15 protein-coding genes and 1 pseudogene are annotated in these 18,277 nt (G+C 42.4%); 3 read left to right on the plus strand and 13 right to left on the minus strand.

The window, feature by feature from the left end; all coding sequences use genetic code 11:
• Window position 1: 1 nt before the first annotated feature.
• From JWG45_RS21950 to nadC, 7 genes are all read right to left on the minus strand, one after another.
• Window positions 2-1,102 (minus strand): AraC family transcriptional regulator, encoded by a 1,101-nt coding sequence (locus JWG45_RS21950; protein WP_205281740.1) that lies wholly within the window; start codon window positions 1,100-1,102, stop codon window positions 2-4.
• A complete protein-coding gene (locus JWG45_RS21955; protein WP_205281741.1) occupies window positions 1,092-1,877 on the minus strand; it encodes a Rossmann-fold NAD(P)-binding domain-containing protein in 786 nt (261 codons plus the stop codon). The genes JWG45_RS21950 and JWG45_RS21955 overlap by 11 nt, the downstream gene beginning before the upstream one ends.
• Entirely contained in the window at window positions 1,877-3,178 is a 1,302-nt protein-coding gene (purB, locus tag JWG45_RS21960) for an adenylosuccinate lyase (RefSeq protein WP_205281742.1), read from the minus strand. The genes JWG45_RS21955 and purB overlap by 1 nt, the downstream gene beginning before the upstream one ends.
• Before the next feature lie 345 nt (window positions 3,179-3,523).
• A complete protein-coding gene (locus JWG45_RS21965; RefSeq protein ID WP_205281743.1) occupies window positions 3,524-4,591 on the minus strand; it encodes a hypothetical protein in 1,068 nt (355 codons plus the stop codon).
• A gap of 12 nt (window positions 4,592-4,603) precedes the next feature.
• Entirely contained in the window at window positions 4,604-6,415 is a 1,812-nt protein-coding gene (locus tag JWG45_RS21970) for an extracellular solute-binding protein (RefSeq protein WP_232380830.1), read from the minus strand.
• A 16-nt stretch (window positions 6,416-6,431) separates the two neighbouring features.
• On the minus strand, window positions 6,432-8,456 hold the full coding sequence (locus JWG45_RS21975) for a RelA/SpoT family protein (protein WP_205281744.1): 2,025 nt from the start codon (window positions 8,454-8,456) through the stop codon (window positions 6,432-6,434).
• Window positions 8,457-8,458: 2 nt separating this feature from the next.
• Entirely contained in the window at window positions 8,459-9,334 is an 876-nt protein-coding gene (nadC, locus tag JWG45_RS21980; RefSeq protein ID WP_205281753.1) for a carboxylating nicotinate-nucleotide diphosphorylase, read from the minus strand.
• 447 nt (window positions 9,335-9,781) lie between these two features.
• On the opposite strand from nadC, the gene JWG45_RS21985 reads away from it, so the two are divergent.
• Window positions 9,782-10,288 (plus strand): DUF2628 domain-containing protein, encoded by a 507-nt coding sequence (locus JWG45_RS21985; RefSeq protein WP_205281745.1) that lies wholly within the window; start codon window positions 9,782-9,784, stop codon window positions 10,286-10,288.
• A gap of 127 nt (window positions 10,289-10,415) precedes the next feature.
• Here JWG45_RS21985 and JWG45_RS21990 read toward each other — a convergent pair whose 3' ends face one another.
• The 5 genes from JWG45_RS21990 to lptE all read right to left on the minus strand — a co-directional run bounded on the left by JWG45_RS21990 (window position 10,416) and on the right by lptE (window position 14,710).
• Window positions 10,416-12,059: a lipoprotein LipL71 gene (locus tag JWG45_RS21990; protein ID WP_205281746.1), complete on the minus strand. Its 1,644-nt coding sequence runs from the start codon at window positions 12,057-12,059 to the stop codon at window positions 10,416-10,418.
• Window positions 12,060-12,107: 48 nt separating this feature from the next.
• Window positions 12,108-12,443 (minus strand): STAS domain-containing protein, encoded by a 336-nt coding sequence (locus tag JWG45_RS21995; protein ID WP_002745051.1) that lies wholly within the window; start codon window positions 12,441-12,443, stop codon window positions 12,108-12,110.
• 70 nt (window positions 12,444-12,513) lie between these two features.
• Entirely contained in the window at window positions 12,514-13,638 is a 1,125-nt protein-coding gene (gene tgt, locus JWG45_RS22000; RefSeq protein ID WP_205281747.1) for a tRNA guanosine(34) transglycosylase Tgt, read from the minus strand.
• Window positions 13,635-14,117 (minus strand): Fur family transcriptional regulator, encoded by a 483-nt coding sequence (locus JWG45_RS22005; RefSeq protein ID WP_205281748.1) that lies wholly within the window; start codon window positions 14,115-14,117, stop codon window positions 13,635-13,637. Before JWG45_RS22005 ends, tgt begins: the two co-directional genes overlap by 4 nt.
• Before the next feature lie 32 nt (window positions 14,118-14,149).
• Window positions 14,150-14,710, minus strand: a complete 561-nt coding sequence (gene lptE / locus JWG45_RS22010) for an LPS assembly lipoprotein LptE (RefSeq protein WP_205281749.1) — start codon at window positions 14,708-14,710, stop codon at window positions 14,150-14,152.
• Between the two features lie 101 nt (window positions 14,711-14,811).
• Here lptE and JWG45_RS22015 point away from each other — a divergent pair, with 101 nt between their 5' ends.
• Window positions 14,812-16,563 (plus strand): M23 family metallopeptidase, encoded by a 1,752-nt coding sequence (locus tag JWG45_RS22015; RefSeq protein WP_205281750.1) that lies wholly within the window; start codon window positions 14,812-14,814, stop codon window positions 16,561-16,563.
• Window positions 16,564-16,656: 93 nt separating this feature from the next.
• Here JWG45_RS22015 and lsa26 read toward each other — a convergent pair whose 3' ends face one another.
• Complete coding sequence (gene lsa26, locus JWG45_RS22020) at window positions 16,657-17,397, minus strand: surface adhesion protein Lsa26 (RefSeq protein WP_205281751.1); 741 nt, start codon at window positions 17,395-17,397, stop codon at window positions 16,657-16,659.
• A gap of 305 nt (window positions 17,398-17,702) precedes the next feature.
• Between lsa26 and JWG45_RS22380 the strand changes: the two are divergent.
• Window positions 17,703-18,277, plus strand: a pseudogene (locus tag JWG45_RS22380) (transposase); the annotation flags it as partial.

Below are 18,277 nucleotides of genomic sequence, written 5' to 3' on the forward strand. Positions count from 1 at the left end.
TTTATTTAGGCTTACTATTTTCAAAATCGTTCAGGTTTATTTTCGGATCTACTCGGTTTTTTCGATATTCGGTCGGCGTGAGAGACGTAAGTTCCTTAAAAGCGCGGTTAAAAGGCCCCAAAGATTGATAACCGAGATCCATTGCGATTCGAATGACGGGGATCTCATCCTTACCCGGATCTAAAAGTATCTCGCACGCCTCTTGAATTCGATAACGATTGAGAAAATCGTTGAAGTTGCGAAACCCAAGATTGCCGTTGATAAGCCTTCTGAGTTTGTATTCGTGAACCTGAAGTTCGTCCGCAAGACCACGTATCGTCAAACCTTCGGAGCGATACATCTTCTCTTTTTCAAATGAATCGATGAGTTTTTTCTGAAGAATCGGATCCACCGCTGGAGGTTTTTCCTCTCCTAAAATTCCCACTTTCTTTTGGATGAGACCGTCTTTGAGTTCGAACATCAAAAATTGAAAGGCGAGAATGAGTCCCCAAGCGAGTGCCCCGTTGATCAAATCCAAGATTTCCGAAACTTCCTTTCCGCGTAAGAAAAGATGGGAGAAGATATTGAGTGCGATTACCGTTCCGGAGATAAGAATATGAATCTGCCTGAGTGTCCTTCTGGATTCTACAAGGTCGTCCTTTCTTCCGATGTAGGTTTGGATAATCGCGGTCAAAACAAAACCGAGAGAAAAGATCGAAGGTAAAAGAATCCGGGATAGAATTCTTTCGGATTCCACGGGACCACGCAGAGAAATTTGTCCAAGTTCAGGATATGTCGCGATCGTTGAGATGATCAGTTTTCCCGCGAGGAGCGCCCAGAACCATTTTTTGATTTCGAAATGATCTTCAAACGCGGCTAACGTAATGAGCCAGTAAAAAAAGGGCAAAGCCAAAACCGATAAGAAAAGAAGATTCCGGATCATCGGCGGAATCTGAACGTTTACGTCCAAATTGAGGATCAGATAAGAAAGAATCGAAAAGATAAAGAAGACGGCGATCTTTCCTCGGATATCATACCAATGACGAAGCGAGAAAAAAAGAAGGAGAGAAATCAACCCGCCTATCGAAAAGAAATGTAAGATATTCGTAATTTCAGTGATCACTGATTCCTTCCAGATTTTCCAATTCTGCCCAAAAGTCTTTTGTTTGTAAATCAGGAAGCACGTTCCGAATGAGCCCGCTATCGATAAAACTATCCTCTCGATCGGACTCTACGATTTCGGATTTCGGAATTCGATCGTGTTCTTCCAGAAAGGAAAAAATTTCTTTCCAAGTATGCCATTGATTATCCGAAAGATTGAGGACGTTCGGAAGAATCTCAAAATTCTTTTCCCGAATGAGTTGTGTTAGACGAACAACCGTAAGCGCGACGTCGTCCCCGTGTATAAGATTGAGTTGTCTCGAATTCTTCTTTACCAATCCTTTTCTCGCCCAGTCTGCAGGATTTCTGCCGGGACCGTAGATTCCGCAGAGACGAAGAATTTTGCCGCCCCTGCGAAGCCATTCCTCTTCCACGGAAAATCGATCGTGATCTTCCAAGAGTGGAGTCGATTCTACGATATCGGGATCTCTTCGATAGATGCTAGTTGTTCCCAGAAGAATCGGATTCTTAACCGATACAAAAAGAAGATCCAGAAAGAGAGAAGGATCTTGTAGTTTTTGAACCGGGAAAGTTACGATTCCAAGATCGATTTCTTTTGGAGAAATCTTTTTTGAAAACGTTGTAAGTGAATTCGTATCGGAAAAATCGAAATTCTCAGTTCCGGAAATTTGAGTTTTCGAAGAAAAACTGCGAAGCGAAATCTCCGGAAACGCTTGGAGCTTTTCAGCGATGCGCTTTCCGGTATAACCTAGACCGAAGACGGCGACGTTCCGCACTACTCCAATCCCAGACGTTTGTAGATGAGTCCCACTTTTTCAAGATAAGGTTCGATCTTAAAGATATCATCCAGATCTTTTTGTGTGAGAACCTGATTGACGCGAGAATCCTTTTCCAGTCTTCCTTTGAGAGTTTCGGATTGATTCCCCCAGACCGCCATCGCGTGTTCTTGCACGATGAGATACGCGTCTTCGCGAACGATCTTTCCTTTTTCGATAAGCGCAAGAAGAACCTTTTGCGAAAAGATCAAACCACGTGTGACGCCTAACGTTCTTTCGATCGCATCCGGATAGACGTGGATATTTTTAATCACGAAGAGCATCTTATCCAAGATGTATTCCAGTCCAATCGTAGAATCGGGAAGTACAACTCTTTCCGCAGAAGAATGAGAAATATCCCGTTCGTGCCAGAGGGCTACGTCTTGCAATCCTACGTTTACGTTCGCACGGATCACTCTGGAGAGCCCGGAGATTCTTTCACAGATCACAGGATTTCTTTTGTGAGGCATCGCCGAAGATCCCTTTTGTCCGACGGAAAAAGGCTCTTCCACTTCTCTTCCTTCCGTCTTTTGGAGAAGTCTAATCTCAGTCGCCATTCGATCCAGAGAAGAAGCCGTAACTCCTAAAACGGAAAGATAAAACGCGTGACGATCCCTCGATACTACTTGGGTAGCGATCGGATCGACGCGAAGTCCCATCTTTTCGCAGACATAGGATTCGATTTCGGGATCTATATTGGAATAAGTTCCTACGGCTCCTGAAAGTTTTCCGACTGCGATCTCTTCTCGGGCGTCAGCCATCCTTTTTCGATTTCGGTTTAATTCTTCAAAAAATAATGCGAACTTAAGTCCCAAGGTCATCGGCTCCGCGTGAATTCCGTGAGAACGTCCGATACAAGGAAGATCCCTATACTGAATCGCCTTCTCTTTTACCGCGACGATCAACTCGTCGGTTTTTTTTAGGATAAGATCCATCGCTTGAACCATCTGCACACAAAGCGCGGTGTCTCCTATGTCGGAGGACGTAAGACCGTAGTGGACGTGACGTCCCGCGGGACCGATGTAGGAATTCATATTGGTTAAGAATGCGATGACGTCGTGATGAACCTTGCTCTCGATCTCGAGAATTTCATCCACTTTGAATTTTGCTTTCGTTTTGATTTCCTGAAAGTCCTCGGCCGGAACTTCTCCGCGTTTCATTCGGATTTCGCAGGCAAGAATTTCTATTTCTTTCCAGATTTCAAATTTGTTCTCTAATTCCCAAATTTTGGAAATGGAAGGATTGGAATATCGATCGATCATTGCTGGAAGGTCCTTTTAGGAAAATGAATTCAAATCCACTCTTCTATAGAAGGTCTTTCTGTAAAAAGAAAAATTGGACCTACAAAACGAGGAAGGTCTTCTGTGAGAGGGAAGTGTGCGGTGTTCCGTCCACTTTGCAGACGGGAAATCCTTGCTCCGACAAAGGATCCCATAGAAATTTTCCTTAAAAAAGGACTCGAATTCAGCCAAACGAGATCCTCGAAAAGATTTTTACATCCATTTAAAAAAAGGAATTTCAATTTTAGAATTTAGAATCCAACGATCCCAAATCATCTTTTCAAACGGATGTTCTACCGTGAAAAACGGACGGTCTACCGTCCACTTTCACCCTAGCTCGAAAGAACGAACAAACTCGCGGATCGTATTGATATGATCGATCTCCGGAGAAGGATTCTCCTTACTCGGCTCATAAAGATGCTCGTCGAAAACATGATAATCAAAAATCTTCAGAGAAAAATCCGGAAACGTGATGATGATATTTTCCGAATGGATATCAAAGATCAGCTTCTCTTCTTCCGCGAGATGTTTTGTCACCTCGATTACTCGGTGAAAATCCAAAGCGATTTTTTTCAACTTCGAACGGCTGATCACACCGAACTTATGAGTATCAAAGTTCAACTTCCATTTTGGAAAGAACGCGTCTTGCAGAGGATTCTGTCGGATCTTCTCATTCAAACGAATGAATTCCTTCAAATGTTTTCCGGGCAGAAGGTTCTGATTGTCGCAAGGCGTTAGAGTAAGAATCGGAATTCCGAACGGAGTTCTCCTTGCACGAAGACCCATAAAGTAACGAGTAGGAAGAACCAAATCCGGAATCAAGGATTTCAATTTCCAATAATGAAGACGTTCCAAACCAAGCCTTGAAAATTTAAACTGAATGTCTTCTTTTGCGGACCGACCCCATGTTTTGGATTTCAAAAACTCCATCAAATGAATTTCTTCCGGTTTCAAATAACGATCCAGATTCTTATTCACATGTTTGTATAAGGAACCGAAGATCGGATCCGAAGGAAGTTTGGATTTACCGATCTTTACGACCTGATTCCAAGGAAGTGCGTAAACAAACTTATAAGAACCTCTTCCGATATATTTTTCGGCGGAAAGAGGCATGAAGTTATCAAGATACTCTCTTTCATAACGATGCGTTATGCGAAACAGATGGGAGACGGGGAAAAGTCTCTCGTATGTTTTTCTCACGAACCCCGATTCTCTCAGCCGAAAATCGACGGGAAGATCTTCGATCGGGATTTCGGGTTTCGCCTTATCCGGATCGTAGAAGAGTTCCTTATCGAGCCCCTTCTCCAAGAGCTCGATAAAGTTCGGAATCTTAGGCGAACTTAAAAAATCGCGTATGACCCCGCCTAACTCTCCTAAACGATTTCTCTGAGCCATAAGCTTGAAATCTTACTGAAAATAAACCTTTTCTGGAACTACCGGCAATTTGGATTTCGTCCTCAGTGCCTCTTCTAAAGTTGAAGCTTTTTCCGTATCAACCCACCAGAGTGAAGATGCTGCTTTTTCACTTCCAAATTTTCCTAACGGATTTTTGGGAAATTTAAATTTATTCCAATACATGATTCTTGTGGCATTTGTATTCCAAAGGAGAACATATGGGACTTCCTTTGTTAAAATTTTATCTATCTTTCGAACGATTTCATTTCTTTTTAGAATAGAGAATTCTGATTTTTGTTGTTCAATGAGTTTATCAACTTCTTCGTTCTTAAACCCTGCAAGATTATTTTGACCTTTTTCATCTGCATATTTAGAATACCACATTGCTTCCGGATCTTTAAAGACGCCGCCACCCCAAGCGGCCCAGGTCATATCAAAATCATATTTATCTACTCTCGAACTCCATTCCGATAAATCAGTAAGCTCCAGATTAATTACAATTCCCACTTCCCTGGCTTTTTCTTGTATAACTGTCATGTATTTCTCAGCCGTTCTATCTCTTTCTAAAATAGTAAATTTAAATTCTTTCCCATTTTTCTCTAATATACCTTTTGCATTTGTTTTCCAACCGGCTTGTGCGAGAAGTTCTCTCGCCTTCTTAACGTCGAAATCGATAGGAGGATTGGGAGAAGAATTTGACGGCCACAAATCTTGATAGAATGCGTTCGTCTCCTCATATTCGTTGTAGGCAAGTTTTTCAATGAGAAGTTTTCGATCCACAAGGTGCGCGATCGCAGTTCTTACTCTAACGTCAGAAAAAATTTCTTTTCGAGTGTTAAATACTAATCCTTGAAAACCAATAGGTTTAGCGTTATAAAATTTTTGCTTAAGTATATAATTTTCTTCGAACTTTTCTCCAACTGCTTCCTTTACCCAAAAGGAAGCAGTATAAGCTGGATAAATGTCAATATCACCTTTTTTGAATGCTTGAAACGCGATCGGTTCTTCGTTGTAAACCTTAAATAGAATCGTATCGAAGTTATCCATTCCTTTGTAAAAAGGATAGGCTCGCATCCAATAGTCGCCTCTTCTTCTCATCTTTACATAACGACCCTTTTTTGCGGACAACATCGAATAAGGCCCCGAAACCACAGGAAAATCAAAATTCTCCTTATCGAAGTTTCTGCCTTGAAAGTGATGCGCCGGAAGAATGTAGAGTGAATTCGCAATTGTGTTAAAATTGGACCAGTGAATTTCTTTCTGAGTGAATTCGATTTCTCGGTCGTTTAAAACGACCGGTTTTTCAAATCGGGAAAGATCGATTCGAAAAAAAGCCGTGTTATTGTTCTTATCCATCAGGGTTTCGTATGTAAAAAGAACGTCATGCGCCGTGATCGGTTTTCCATCCGACCAAGTCGCGTTCGCGTCGATTGTAAAAGTAAATTTCTTTTTATCCGGAGAAATCTTCCAAGAAGAAGCGAGATGTGGAATCGGTTCGAGTGTGATCGGATGATAGTCGAGAAGAGGTTCGAACATCAGACCGAAAATATGCGCGGTTGTCGAAAATTGATCCAAATAGTAGTTTAAAGATTTCGGAAACTGATGGCTATAGATCCGAAAGGTTCCCCCCTTTTTTGCTTCCGGAGAAACGATCGGGTTTGGAACTCGAAGCGCCGCCGGAATCGAATCCGGATTCCCTTTCCAAAGAACGTCTTCAACAACCGCGGAAGTATCGGCTTCTTCTTTTTCGCCGCACTGAATGAGAACGCCCGCTGAGACAAAAAGAAAAGAACAGTAAATAAAAAGTTGATAGATCTTTTTCAAAAAAAGTTACCTCGTGTTAATTTTTAATTCGATGAGCTTGATAAACGTCCGGGATTTGTTTTAGATTGCTCAGAATTTCCTTGAGCTGATCCAAATGTTCCACTTCCACTTCAAAACTAGCAACGAGATTTCCTCTCTGATCCGTAGAGGCTTTGGATTCTCGAATGTTGGTTTGTGTGTTGGAAATGGATTTTACGATTTCCATAAAGATACCTTGACGATCCTTGGATTTCACTTCGATCAAAACAGGAATGGATTCGCTCTGACCGTAATCCCATTCGACCGTGATGACACGCATGGATTCTTCTTGTTCCTGTTGTTTGGCGGTAATACATCCCTTTTTATGAATGCTCACGCCTCTTCCTCTCGTAACGAAGCCGATGATCTCGTCGCCCGGAAGAGGAGAACAACAACCCGAAAGTCGAACCGGAATTCCACGAAGGCCCGCGACTACGACCTTACCTGCGGCTAAGTCGATTTGTTTCGTAGGTTTCGAGGAAGGTTTTTTCTTGAGCTCTTCCAAGACGTCCGCGTTAAGCGTAATCTCGGCGGCGAACTCCGCTTCTTGTTGGAGATCTTTTTTGGTTTCTTCTCTGAGTCTTCGAAAGTATGCTCTGAGTTTTTGTCTCGCGGAAGGAGTTCTTACGATCCGAAGCCAGATCGGAGAAGGTTTGGTTCTTTTATCGGTGATGATTTCGATCTGATCTCCGGAACGAATTTCGGTTCGAAGAGGAAGCATTCTTCCGTTGATTCTTCCACCCTTTGCTTTTAAACCGACATCGGTATGAATACGAAACGCAAAGTCTAAGATCGTCGCACCTTTTGGTAACTGGAGAATCTCGCCTTTCGGCGTAAAGACGAAGACTTCGTCCTCGTGAAGATCGTATTTTAGTTCTTCTACAAACTCTTTTGGATCCAGAGCGGAATCCTGCCAAGAACTCAAGAGTTCGAGCCATTTTACCTTTACGCTCTTTCCTCCCGTGGAAGGTTTTCCTTCCTTGTACATCCAGTGTGCGGCGATCCCGTATTCCGCGATATCGTTCATCTCTCTGGTTCGAATCTGAACCTCGAGAGGTTTTCCGTCCGGTCCGATCACGGTCGTATGAAGGGACTGATACATGTTCGTTTTAGGAGTTGCGATATAATCCTTAAAACGACCCGGAACCGGATTCCAAAGAGTATGCACGATTCCTAATACACCGTAACAATCCTTAACTTCGTTTGCAATGATTCGGATCGCGCGAAGATCAAAGATTTCGTGAAAGGTTTTTTCCTTGAGCTTCATCTTTCGATAGATGGAATAAAAATGTTTCGCCCTTCCATCCACATCGGCTTCGATCTGAATTTCGGAAAGCCTCTGGAGAAGAATGATCTTCAGGGTTTCGATAAAACCTTCTCGTTCCGATTTCTTGGAATTGATGTTTTTCTTAACGTCTTGGTATTCTTCCGGATTGAGAATCTGGAACGCAAGGTCTTCGAGTTCCGATTTGATTTTATAAATCCCGAGTCTTCCGGCGATCGGCGCATAAAGAGAAAGCGTTTCTTGCGCGATTCTTCTTTGTTTTTCCGCCGGTTGAAACGAAAGAGTCCGCATGTTGTGAGTTTTATCGGCGAGTTTGATCAAAATGACTCGGATGTCTTTTATCGTAGCGACGATGATCTTACGAATATTCTCCGCAGCCTCGGTTTCCTTCGATTGGCTTTTGATCTTGGAAATTTTCGTGACACCTTCCACGAGATCGGTGATATCTTCTCCGAAATCCCGAATCATATCATCGCGGGAATATTCCGTGTCTTCGATAACGTCGTGAAGAAGACCGGCGCAGATGACCTTTTCGTCCAAACCGAGTTCGAAAAGAAGATATCCTACTTGAAGAGGATGTACGATATACGGTTCACCGGAGAGACGGAACTGTCCTTGGTGAGCCTTTTCGGACACGTCATACGCCTTTAAGACGGATTCGTATGCGTTGTCTCCTAGAGTTTCCCGAACTCCTTCTAAAAGCATTTCTTTGGAAGCTGGAGCTTTCAAAAATCCCATCCTCAGTTTTGTTCTATATCCAGACCGAGGTCCAGAAAACGAGTCGTATGAGTCAGATATCCCATGCTCACCCCGGCGCCTGAAAACTCGGAGAGGGCCTCCAATTTTTCGGGAGTGATTCCGCCTGAGAATTCGATCTGAATTTTAGGGGCGCGTTCTTTTAAGATCTTATAAGCCGTCCTCGTATCTTCGATTGAAAAGTTATCCAAAAGAATCACGTCCGCTCCGGATGTGATCACGTCTTCGAGTTGTGAGAGAGAATCAATTTCCACTTCCACGAGCCTTCCCGGAAATTTCGACTGAATCTTGCCGACGGGTTCGTGAGCCGAAGAATACATCGCAAGATGGTTGTCTTTGATCATCGCCATCTCCGAAAGATTGAGTCTGTGATTGCTTCCCCCTCCGCAATAAACGGCATACTTCGCGAGTTTGCGGTAACCGGGAAGAGTTTTCCGGGTATCTAAAATCATAAGGCCGTTTTTTCCGTATTTGGAAACGACTTCTCCCGTGCGCGTTGAAATTCCTGAAAGATATTGGAGAAAATTTAAAAGAATTCGTTCAATACGAAGAATGCCGATCAGGCTACCTTGAATTTTGAGAAGTGTTTCCCCTTTTGCAAATGCATCCGAATCTTTTTTAAAGAATTCATACTGGATGGAATTTCCCGAAAGAACATTCAACACTTCTAATACACCGGTTCCGCAGAGGATTCCGGGTTCTCTTGCGTTGAGGTTGGCGATTGCTTTTTTTTCGGGAGAAAAAAGGGATACGGATGTAATGTCCTCCTCCGGACAGTCTTCCCTCCACGCGAGGGAGACTAAGGTTTCGTAATCTTGAAAATCGAGGGAGGAAATCGGATGAGTATAAGCGCGCTTCATTTCAATACTAAAGAATGTTTTCCAATTCAGAGGCCACAATCAAGTGAATTTCAAGGAGAATGACAAAATAAGAAACCGTCCCCAGAGTCTGAATTTTCGACCTTAAAAACCGGAAAGGAAAGAATTTTCGAAGTAGAGAAGGGAATGTCTAAAATCTTATCCAAAAAAAGCGGGCTTGGATTCAATTTTCGAAACTTTCCAACAAAAAAACAAAGTGGAATACCGAGTTCGCCTCGAAAGGAAACAAATTTCTCGTTTTGGAAAAAATGCCGGGATTCATCTCAGGTAATTTCCGGGCCAAGAAGGGAAAAAAAGAATCAAATTTGAAATTGTAAAGAGAATCTAACGTAAAAACAAAAGTAAGAATTTAAGAATCAAAAAAATCACAAGAACCTGTTGCAAGGATAACCCCTCGAAAAAGTCGAAAAATCAAAAAGGAGATCCAAAGTGAGAGGAAAAGGAAAGGAAAGATTAGAAAATCTTTTAAACGAATACGAGAAGGACTTAAATCGAGAATTTATTGGAAACAGAGCCGAGTATTATTTTAAGAAATGGGAAAAAATGAAAAAGAATTCTTCGGCGATGAAAATTTATTCTTGGAACTGGGCTTCCGTATTTTTAGGACCGATCTGGTATGCTTATCGAAAAATGTATTCGATCGCAATCATTTACTATGCTCTTATCTTCGGCGCCTCGGTCATTGTGGCTTATTTTTTTGAAAAAGATCTTCCCTACTCTGCATTTGGCGGAGGAATTTTGGTTTTCGGTTTGATGGGAAATTATACCTATTTGGATTTTGTCTCTAAAAAAACTCAGAAAATTAACGAAGGTTCCGCGAAAGATGAAATGGAGAAGTTGGAAGAATGCAAAAAACAAGGCCGAACCAACTTCGTCGCAGGTGTTTTGGCCGGTATACCGGCCGTGATCGGCGGAATTCTCGAGTTTGTAAAATGAAAGCGCAGGATTGAAAAGGTCGATTTTTTAGAAGTTCTGAGTTTTTTCGAAAAAGTGGACGGAACTCCGGACACAAAAAAGGCTTGGTCTCCAGACCAAGCCTTCGTTTTTAGAAGAACCGAAATTCTTACTGTAGATTTTCCGGATTTTCCTCTTCGGCATTTTCCTCTTCAGGAGCAGCTTCCGAACCGGCGTCGTCTCCGGACGTTTCCGGTTCCTTCACTTCATTCTTCTTTTTGCTCTCTCCATCCTCGCCGCCGGTTTCAGGTTCCGCTTCTTCCGTAGTTGCCGGTTTTTGATTTTGCTCAATTGCTTCCACTTCTTCCGCAGCAGCTGGTTTTTTCTTACTCGGGACCTTGCTTTTATCAAACTTCGTAGGTCCTTTTGCAGGAGGAATGAGTAATACTTGTTTTGGGAAGATCAAGTTTGGATTTTTGATTTTTCCACGATTGGCCTCGTAGATTCTTTTCCAAAGTTTAGAAGTTCCGTAATGTCTCTTATCTTTTGCAATTCTCCAGAGGCAATCCGCAGGAACTTTTTTACGAACCACATAACGTGTCCAACCTTCCGGTAAGCCGTCTTCTCCCATTTTGGAGGAAGAATTCTTTCCATCGTTCGTAGTCTGCGTCTTGTCTTTTTCATCCTTTCCGGTTTTTGTATCCCGGTTCGCCACGTTGTCTCCGGATTTTCTCTCCATTCTTTCAGCGAGTTCCGTAGATTGGTCTACCACGATTCTGGAAAGACGAATTGCTTCTTCGGAACGAGCGATGGAGTCCTCATACTTTTCGGAAGAATAGAGATCCTCTGCCGAAACTCTGGATTCTTCGGCAGCCTTTAGATTTTCTTCGGCTCTCTGGTAAGAAACCTGGAAATCTCTGGAAGCGTTGATTTTCGTTTTATCAAAGGATGCTAATTTTGTTGTAGCGGAAGCGATGCTCTGCTTCGCAAGTTCCTTTTGCTTTTCAGCATAGGCTTTGATATTTTTTGCTACGAGTTCACCTGATTTTTTGCGGATATCATCGATTTCGGCGTAACCGTCTTTGATTTTTCCTTCTTCAATCTTGGCTTTTGCGGAATCCAAACGGTTTCTCGTTTCCGTAACCTCAGGGTCTTTTCCTTCTGCATATTTATCTGCATCACTCAGATTCTTTTCTATGTCTGCAAGAGAATCAATGAGTTGTTGTTTCTGGGAAAGAGCCAACACTTTGGATTCATCTGCTGACTTTCTAGAATCTGCATATTTCTGACGAGATGCTTCATACTGATCAAAAGCGGCTAAACGGGTTCTTAACTTTGCATCATCTCCGGATTCTCTTGGATAGGATTCTAAGGTTCTATCCGCAGTTTCCCGAAGTGTATCCCCTTCTTTCCGAAGTTGAACAGCGGTATTGTAAGGTTCGGAAGCAAGTTGGGAGGCATAGGCTTCGTCGGCGGAGTCGATAGCTGTATTCGATTCTTTCTTAGCTTCGTCCACGGTGGAAGGAAAGGATTTTTCGGAGGCGTCCAAAGCCTTGGCTCTCGCATAGTCCGCTGATTTCTTTGTTTCTGCTAAATCTTCTTCCGATGCTTTTTGGTGGGCATTCAAGAGACTCTTGCGAGCTTCCTCTAATTCTGCTGGAGCATATTTTTCAGCGCCTGCCGACTTTGCTCTCGTGATTGAATTCTTTGCGTCACTTAGTTCCTGAATCGGAAGTTCAGCGCCACAGGCGATCAGGACACCTGTGAGTAAAATTATAAAAACGGAGGATATTTTTCTTTGGATAGATTTCATTGCGGCACCAGGTTTTCAGAAAAGGTAGGATAAATTAAGAATCCGATCTTACTTGAAGGCAGACACTGCCTCTGCTTCATTATCAAAAATCTCAAAGAAAGAAGTAAGCTTTGTAAGCTCGAATACCTTTCTTACCGACCCAGAGACATTGATAATTTTGAGTCCCCCCTGATACTTTTTCAGGTTGGAGAGGCTGGAAATCAGTGCACCAATACCAGAAGAGTCAATGTAGGAAACTTTTTCCAAATTGATAATGGTATAATATTTTTGTTCCTCGATGAGTTTAGCGATTACATCTTTTATCTCTGGGGCATTGTAGAGATCGATCTCTCCGTTTATGTCCAGAATCACAATGTTCCCGCTTTCTCTTCTGGTTATTTCCATAAATAATCAGCAACTCCTTTCTGTCTCTTTCCGGCCAGCTCTACTAAAGGAAAGGCGATTCTTTAAATAGTCAACCGGAAAATTCAGGCTTTTCGTACAAATTTTTCCATCTGGCATAAGTTTCTAAAAATTCTCCTTCTTGAATGGATTTTTGAATCTCCGAGAGAAAGTTTTTCATAAAAAATAAATTATGAAACGTTGAAAGTGAGAATGCTGTGATTTCTCCGACGTGATGAAGATGTCTGATATAGCCGATGCTATATCTCTTGCAAACTTTGCACTGACAATTCGGATCCATCGGCGCGTCGGAGTTCTTCCATTTTTCATTTCTGAGATTGACCTTTCCTAAAGAAGTAAAGACTTGTCCGTTTCTCGCGTTTCTGGTCGGAAGTACGCAGTCAAACATATCGACTCCATTCTTCACTCCGTCCAAAATATCGGGAACTGTTCCCACTCCCATCAAATAGAGAGGTCTGCTTCGATCGGTATGAGAAGAAATTCCATCTAAGATTCTTATAAAATCCTTTCTCGGCTCTCCGACAGAAAGTCCTCCGATGGCAATTCCGTCAAACGGTAATGAGGCGATCGTTTTCAAACTCTCCAGACGAAAATCCAGATCGATTCCTCCTTGAAAAATCCCAAAGAGATGTTGAGAATTCTTATTCTTTTCCCAATGTTCTACGGACATTTCCGCCCAACGATGGGTTCGATCCAAGGATTGTCTCAGACGTTCCGGGCTCGAATCAAAAGGCGCGCAGTCATCCAAGACCATCATGATGTCGGATCCGATGCTCCTCTGCACATCGATCACAGAACCCGGTGTGAAATAATGACGACTTCCGTCGATATGGGATTGAAAGCGGACGCCGTCCGTCTCATATTTAAAGAGAGAATTGAGACTGAAGACCTGGTAGCCTCCACTGTCCGTGAGAAGAGCTCCTTTCCAAGTCATGAACTTCTTCAATCCTCCGAACTGATCCAAGACGGAAGTTCCGGGTCGCAGATAGAGATGATAGGTATTCCCTAATATTAGAGAATACTCAAGTTCTTCCAAGTCTTCTGTATCAAGCGTTTTGACAACACCACGCGTTCCCACGGGCATAAAAACAGGAGTGTTTAGTTTCACTCCGTTGAGATCGAGAATTCCGGTTCTGGCTCGAGTTTTTGAATCCTCGGAAGTTGTTCTAAAAATCATCTACCGGAAGTGTGTTCGCTACAGGTCCCGTAGATGTTTAAACTGTGACCTGTGATTCTGAATCCGTTGTCTTTCGCCGCTTGCTCTTGAAGCTGTTCGATTCTTTCATCTACAAATTCCACAATTTTTCCGCAAACCGTGCAGATGATATGATCGTGATGTTTGTGTCCGATGATGTGTTCGTAATATTTGTAATCTTTTCCAAAGTTGTGCTCTTGGAGAAGTCCTGCGGAAACCATGATCGAAAGAATTCGATAGATCGTCGCTTTGGAGATTTGATCTCTCTGATCTTTGAATTCTTCCAAGAGTCCTTCCGCGGTGAAGTGATTGTGGAGAGAAAAAATTCTCTCCGCGACCAACATTCTCTGGCTCGTGATCTTGAGTCCTTCTTTCTGAAGGTATTCGGAAAAAGTCTGCATTTCCATGCGGATCGCGGGTTCTGTTTTGTTAAGAATGGCTTCTTGTTTTTCTCGGTTCATAAAGAGATTACTCAAGGGGCGGGTCAAGATTATCAGGGATCAATCTTTCCGGCAATAGAAAAATACCAGGCTCTTTCCATCTCTTCTGCGATCCGGATGGCCATAATTTTTAGGAGACGGGACTGAGCTTGGCTCTCGCTTTCTCGATATCCAACTTGATCTGAAAAGATAATTCTAACTGGAATTTCCTCTCGTTCTAAGAGAATTTTTTGTCCTCCGGCTTTCTGAAGTTCCAATCGTACGATCACGAGCAACTCTCGAGAGATCGACTGGCCTCCTTGGTCCAAGAGATTTCCCACGAGTTGATAGTGAACCACTTCTCCGTAGAGTCGATACGCCGCGAGAGACTTTTCTCTGGTTTGGATAAATCTTCCTCTCGAATCGATTTCGGATTGAACGAGTTCTGTAAGAAGGGTCTGAATTCCCATTCCATAGGAATTGTTTCTGAAGTTTTGTACGTAGAGCCTTCTCTGATCATCCGGAATCGGAACCCCGTCGATCTTGGGTGGGTTTCTTGGTTCTCTCGTAAAATAAGTGCAGGAAAAAAGGGAGAGGATTGTTAGAATCGAAAATGCCAGACGGGCAAAGGACATAGTTAGAAGGATCTTTCTTGGTCGTACCTCCGGGCAAGAGATTTTTAGGATATGCTTTTCAGCTTTACAAATTTCGAATTGAGTTCCAGTTTCTTAGGAGGATGATTCGATTCTTTGTTGTTAGATGTGCTTTCCTATTTTCAATCCTAATCTTGTCCTGGGGCGGGTTGAGGGCGGAGGACCGTCCAGAATTTCAGCTCTTTCCCGAACTTCAGGGAAAGCTCCGCTTCCCAATGGAGTTTCAAACGCCGATTTCCGGTTCTTTCGCGGAATATAGAGTCCACCATCTGCACATGGGGGCCGACTTTAAGACGTTCCATGTGAACGGTCTTCCGGCCATCGCACCTTTCGACGGATTTGTGGAATCGATTTCAGAATCACCGACCGGATACGGCCTAAATCTGATGGTCCGTTCTCCTTCCGGGTTGCGGGCAAAGTTCGCACATCTTTTCAATTTAGAGGGTGCAAAGAAAGAATTGGAGAATTTAAGACAGGCTCTTCATCTTTTGAGCGATGGCGTTTTTTCAATAAAATTTTCCGACCAAAAATTCTCCATAAAACAAGGTCAGGCAGTTGCAAGAATCGGGGAATCAGGAACGGGAGTTCCGCACTTGCACTTCGAACTTCACGGAAATGGGGACACGTTTAATCCACTGGCTTATCTGAAAATGACGGACAAGGACGGAACTCCGCCCGAAATGCTGGTTTTGTACATTGATTCGTCCGATGGACAAAAATTTCGAATTCCTCTGATAAAAAAGGAAAATGGAATTTATGAAACAAACGATTCGGAACCACTAAAGATAGGCGGAGAGGTCTGGATCAAACTGGGTGCCTTTGATCGAATGAATTCCAGGAATAAGAATAATCTCTATTTCGCAAAACTTCTCTCCGGACTTCAGACTCTCTACGAGAGAAAATTTGAGAAGCTGAGCTATAACGAAGCGAAAGACCATCAATCCATCTACGATTCGAATCGTTCTTCTCTCAACCCGCCGGTCTATGTGTACAATCTTTTCCCAAATCAAAAATCAAGCATCGACTTAAGACTTTTCCCTGAGGGAGACGAGATTCCACTGGAGATTATCGCGGGAGATAAAGAGGAGAATATCTCTTCCCTGAAGTTAAAAATTCTCAATACTGGGTCGAGAGGAAAAATCGAAAAAGCTACTGCGACTGAATATTGGTCTAAAGACAGAAGACTCTCTCTGAATACTCCGAAAGGGAACACTTTTGGAAAAGGCCAGATTCTCTTTGAAAAGGTCGGAACACCGCCAGATCAACTTCTACCAGAAGGACTCGTCCTCAAAAGCGACTTGATTGAGATTGAATCGACTGGAATCAGCTGGTCCGGAGAAGCTAGATTCCTCTGGAAAGGGAAAAGAATGGGAAAAGGAGAAAATCTCTTCCTCTTTGAAGAAGGAACCAAACGTTGGGGAGTGCTAAAGACAACTTCTTCCGGAGAAGGAACTATCGCAATCTTAAGTAAAATCGGAATCATTGCCGTCCTGGAAGATCGCTCTAAACCGAGGATTGAACACCCATATCTGATCTCCCGTCATAGATTTGCGGCGGAGGTCCGACCAAATTCCATCATCGAAAGGATGTATTCTGTATCAGATATTGGTTCCGGTTATGGAGGAGGCGCTGAAATTCTCCTGGATGGGGAAAATTATCCTTATGAATTTGAATCCGATCGAAAAATGATCCTTGTAAGAATTCCCAAAAACTTCAGAAAATTTAAGAAACGAATTTTACTTCAAGCGAGAATCAAAGACAGGGCTGGGAATTTTTCAGAATGGCTGACAGATTTGATAGACTTGGATAAATCTTTCGAGAAAGAGAAAGGTTAATTTTAAAAATATCTATTCAAACAAAGCTCTCAAACCTCAGGAGAGGACGGAACTCCGCCCACTCCTGATAAAAATCCTTTCTTTACAACAAGATCACTTCTTCATTTCAGGATAAGCACCGCCCGCTGGAGATTTATAGTTGATTTCGAAAATATCAAAATCGGACTTTCTCCAACCCGTTGCAAAAGCGACCGAAACACCGATAAAGTATTTCGTCCCGAATTTCATAGTATCCCAAGCAAAGGTAGCAACACTTTCATTCGTGATCGAAAAAGGATGAACTTTTCCACGAACCTCATCCAAATAGAGACCTTCATAGGTTCCAATCATCGTTCCTTGATATTCTAATTTTAGAATCCTTCCGGCAACGGAGAAGTTACGTTTAGCACCCGACTTCTCGACAATAATTTTGTCTGAGATGTCTTTCGGAATCGATGGAAGTTGTTTCACGGCTCCGATCACTTCAAAATCGGTAGAAAGAGCAATCGGTTCAAATCTATGAATTCTATACTGAACAAGAATTTCTTGATTTAGATTGTTATTCAAAAAATTTACAACTTCTCCGTTCTCCGGACGTACACTAAATTCTACCTTTTCCTTGAGAGGGGAAAAACATTCGTCTTTTGAAGCGTCGCATTTTTCCTCTTTATTGAAAGTCGTAAATTCAAGGAGCCCTTCGTGAGAATCAAAGACAAGCCCGCGACTCTCAAACTGAATGAGTTTTACAACGGCCCAACCTTCTGAATAAGTTCCTGCTGCAAAAACGGAAGACGAAAAAAACAACAGACCAAAAGTAAGAGTTAAAACAATAATTCTTTTCATTTCTCGGAACATCCTACACTCCAAAATTTTCATAAAGACTTAGATTCGAACACTCTAAGACTCGAATCTTCATTTTCAAGAAAATATTTACATAATTCTCAAATTTAGATCTCAAGAACAACGTTGAAAGTTCCTCTCGGGTTCTTTTTTACTTGAAAAGAAATATTATTTCCGACTCCTTTCTATCAAAAATTTTTGGAAACCAAGCTGACTCTTATGTTCCTGTTTTGAGTTTCAAGTCTTGTGCCGGGAGAAATGGGACTTCCGATTTTTCTAAGATGAGATTCTCCGTAAATTTTGATTTCGGATAAAGATCGATCTCGTTTCTCAGAACCAAGCCCAACCGACAGACTCAATTTCTTACCCAAGTCCCCGAAACACAGCGTAAGAAACCTACTAAAATGAGGATCGCCCAGGATCTGAATTTTAGTACTGCAAAAATTTCCACCCCCATTCAGCCAACACGCCCTCAGCCTCTAACGTCAGCACAATTGAAAGAGAAACGTAAGAATCCGACAATCAACGTCGACTTCTTTACGAACTTAACTAAGAAGATCCTGAATGACTTCTACCCAAAATATTGTCCGAATTGCCTCGACACTTTACTAACGAAAGAAATCTCAACTCAGCCTGAATTGATCCGATGCGAAAGATGTAGGTATCTAACGTCACGTTTGAGTTACACCCCCCTTCATCACATGAAACTTCCATTGTGGATGTTTAGTTACGTTTTCTACGAGAGCATGATTCAGCATCCTAAGGTAGTCACCTCAACTGAGATTAGTAAGAGATTAAGAATCTCCTACAAATGTGCTGCCCTTCTAAAGAAACGATTCCAACTCTTTGCCTCACAACAATTACCAAAATACAAACAACTTACCTTTGACGCACT

The organism is Leptospira ainlahdjerensis, from assembly GCF_016919175.1.
In the GTDB taxonomy this organism is placed as follows: Bacteria; Spirochaetota; Leptospiria; order Leptospirales; family Leptospiraceae; genus Leptospira; species Leptospira ainlahdjerensis.

Excerpts from the sequence above, each read along its gene's own strand:
- purB (WP_205281742.1), bottom strand. The coding sequence starts at position 3,178 with ATGATCGATCGATATTCCAATCCTTCCATTTCCAAAATTTGGGAATTA.
- JWG45_RS21965 (WP_205281743.1), bottom strand. The coding sequence starts at position 4,591 with ATGGCTCAGAGAAATCGTTTAGGAGAGTTAGGCGGGGTCATACGCGAT.
- JWG45_RS21975 (WP_205281744.1), bottom strand. The coding sequence starts at position 8,456 with ATGGGATTTTTGAAAGCTCCAGCTTCCAAAGAAATGCTTTTAGAAGGA.
- nadC (WP_205281753.1), bottom strand. The coding sequence starts at position 9,334 with ATGAAGCGCGCTTATACTCATCCGATTTCCTCCCTCGATTTTCAAGAT.
- JWG45_RS21990 (WP_205281746.1), bottom strand. The coding sequence starts at position 12,059 with ATGAAATCTATCCAAAGAAAAATATCCTCCGTTTTTATAATTTTACTC.
- JWG45_RS21995 (WP_002745051.1), bottom strand. The coding sequence starts at position 12,443 with ATGGAAATAACCAGAAGAGAAAGCGGGAACATTGTGATTCTGGACATA.
- tgt (WP_205281747.1), bottom strand. The coding sequence starts at position 13,638 with ATGATTTTTAGAACAACTTCCGAGGATTCAAAAACTCGAGCCAGAACC.
- JWG45_RS22005 (WP_205281748.1), bottom strand. The coding sequence starts at position 14,117 with ATGAACCGAGAAAAACAAGAAGCCATTCTTAACAAAACAGAACCCGCG.
- lptE (WP_205281749.1), bottom strand. The coding sequence starts at position 14,710 with ATGTCCTTTGCCCGTCTGGCATTTTCGATTCTAACAATCCTCTCCCTT.
- JWG45_RS22015 (WP_205281750.1), top strand. The coding sequence starts at position 14,812 with ATGATTCGATTCTTTGTTGTTAGATGTGCTTTCCTATTTTCAATCCTA.
- lsa26 (WP_205281751.1), bottom strand. The coding sequence starts at position 17,397 with ATGTTCCGAGAAATGAAAAGAATTATTGTTTTAACTCTTACTTTTGGT.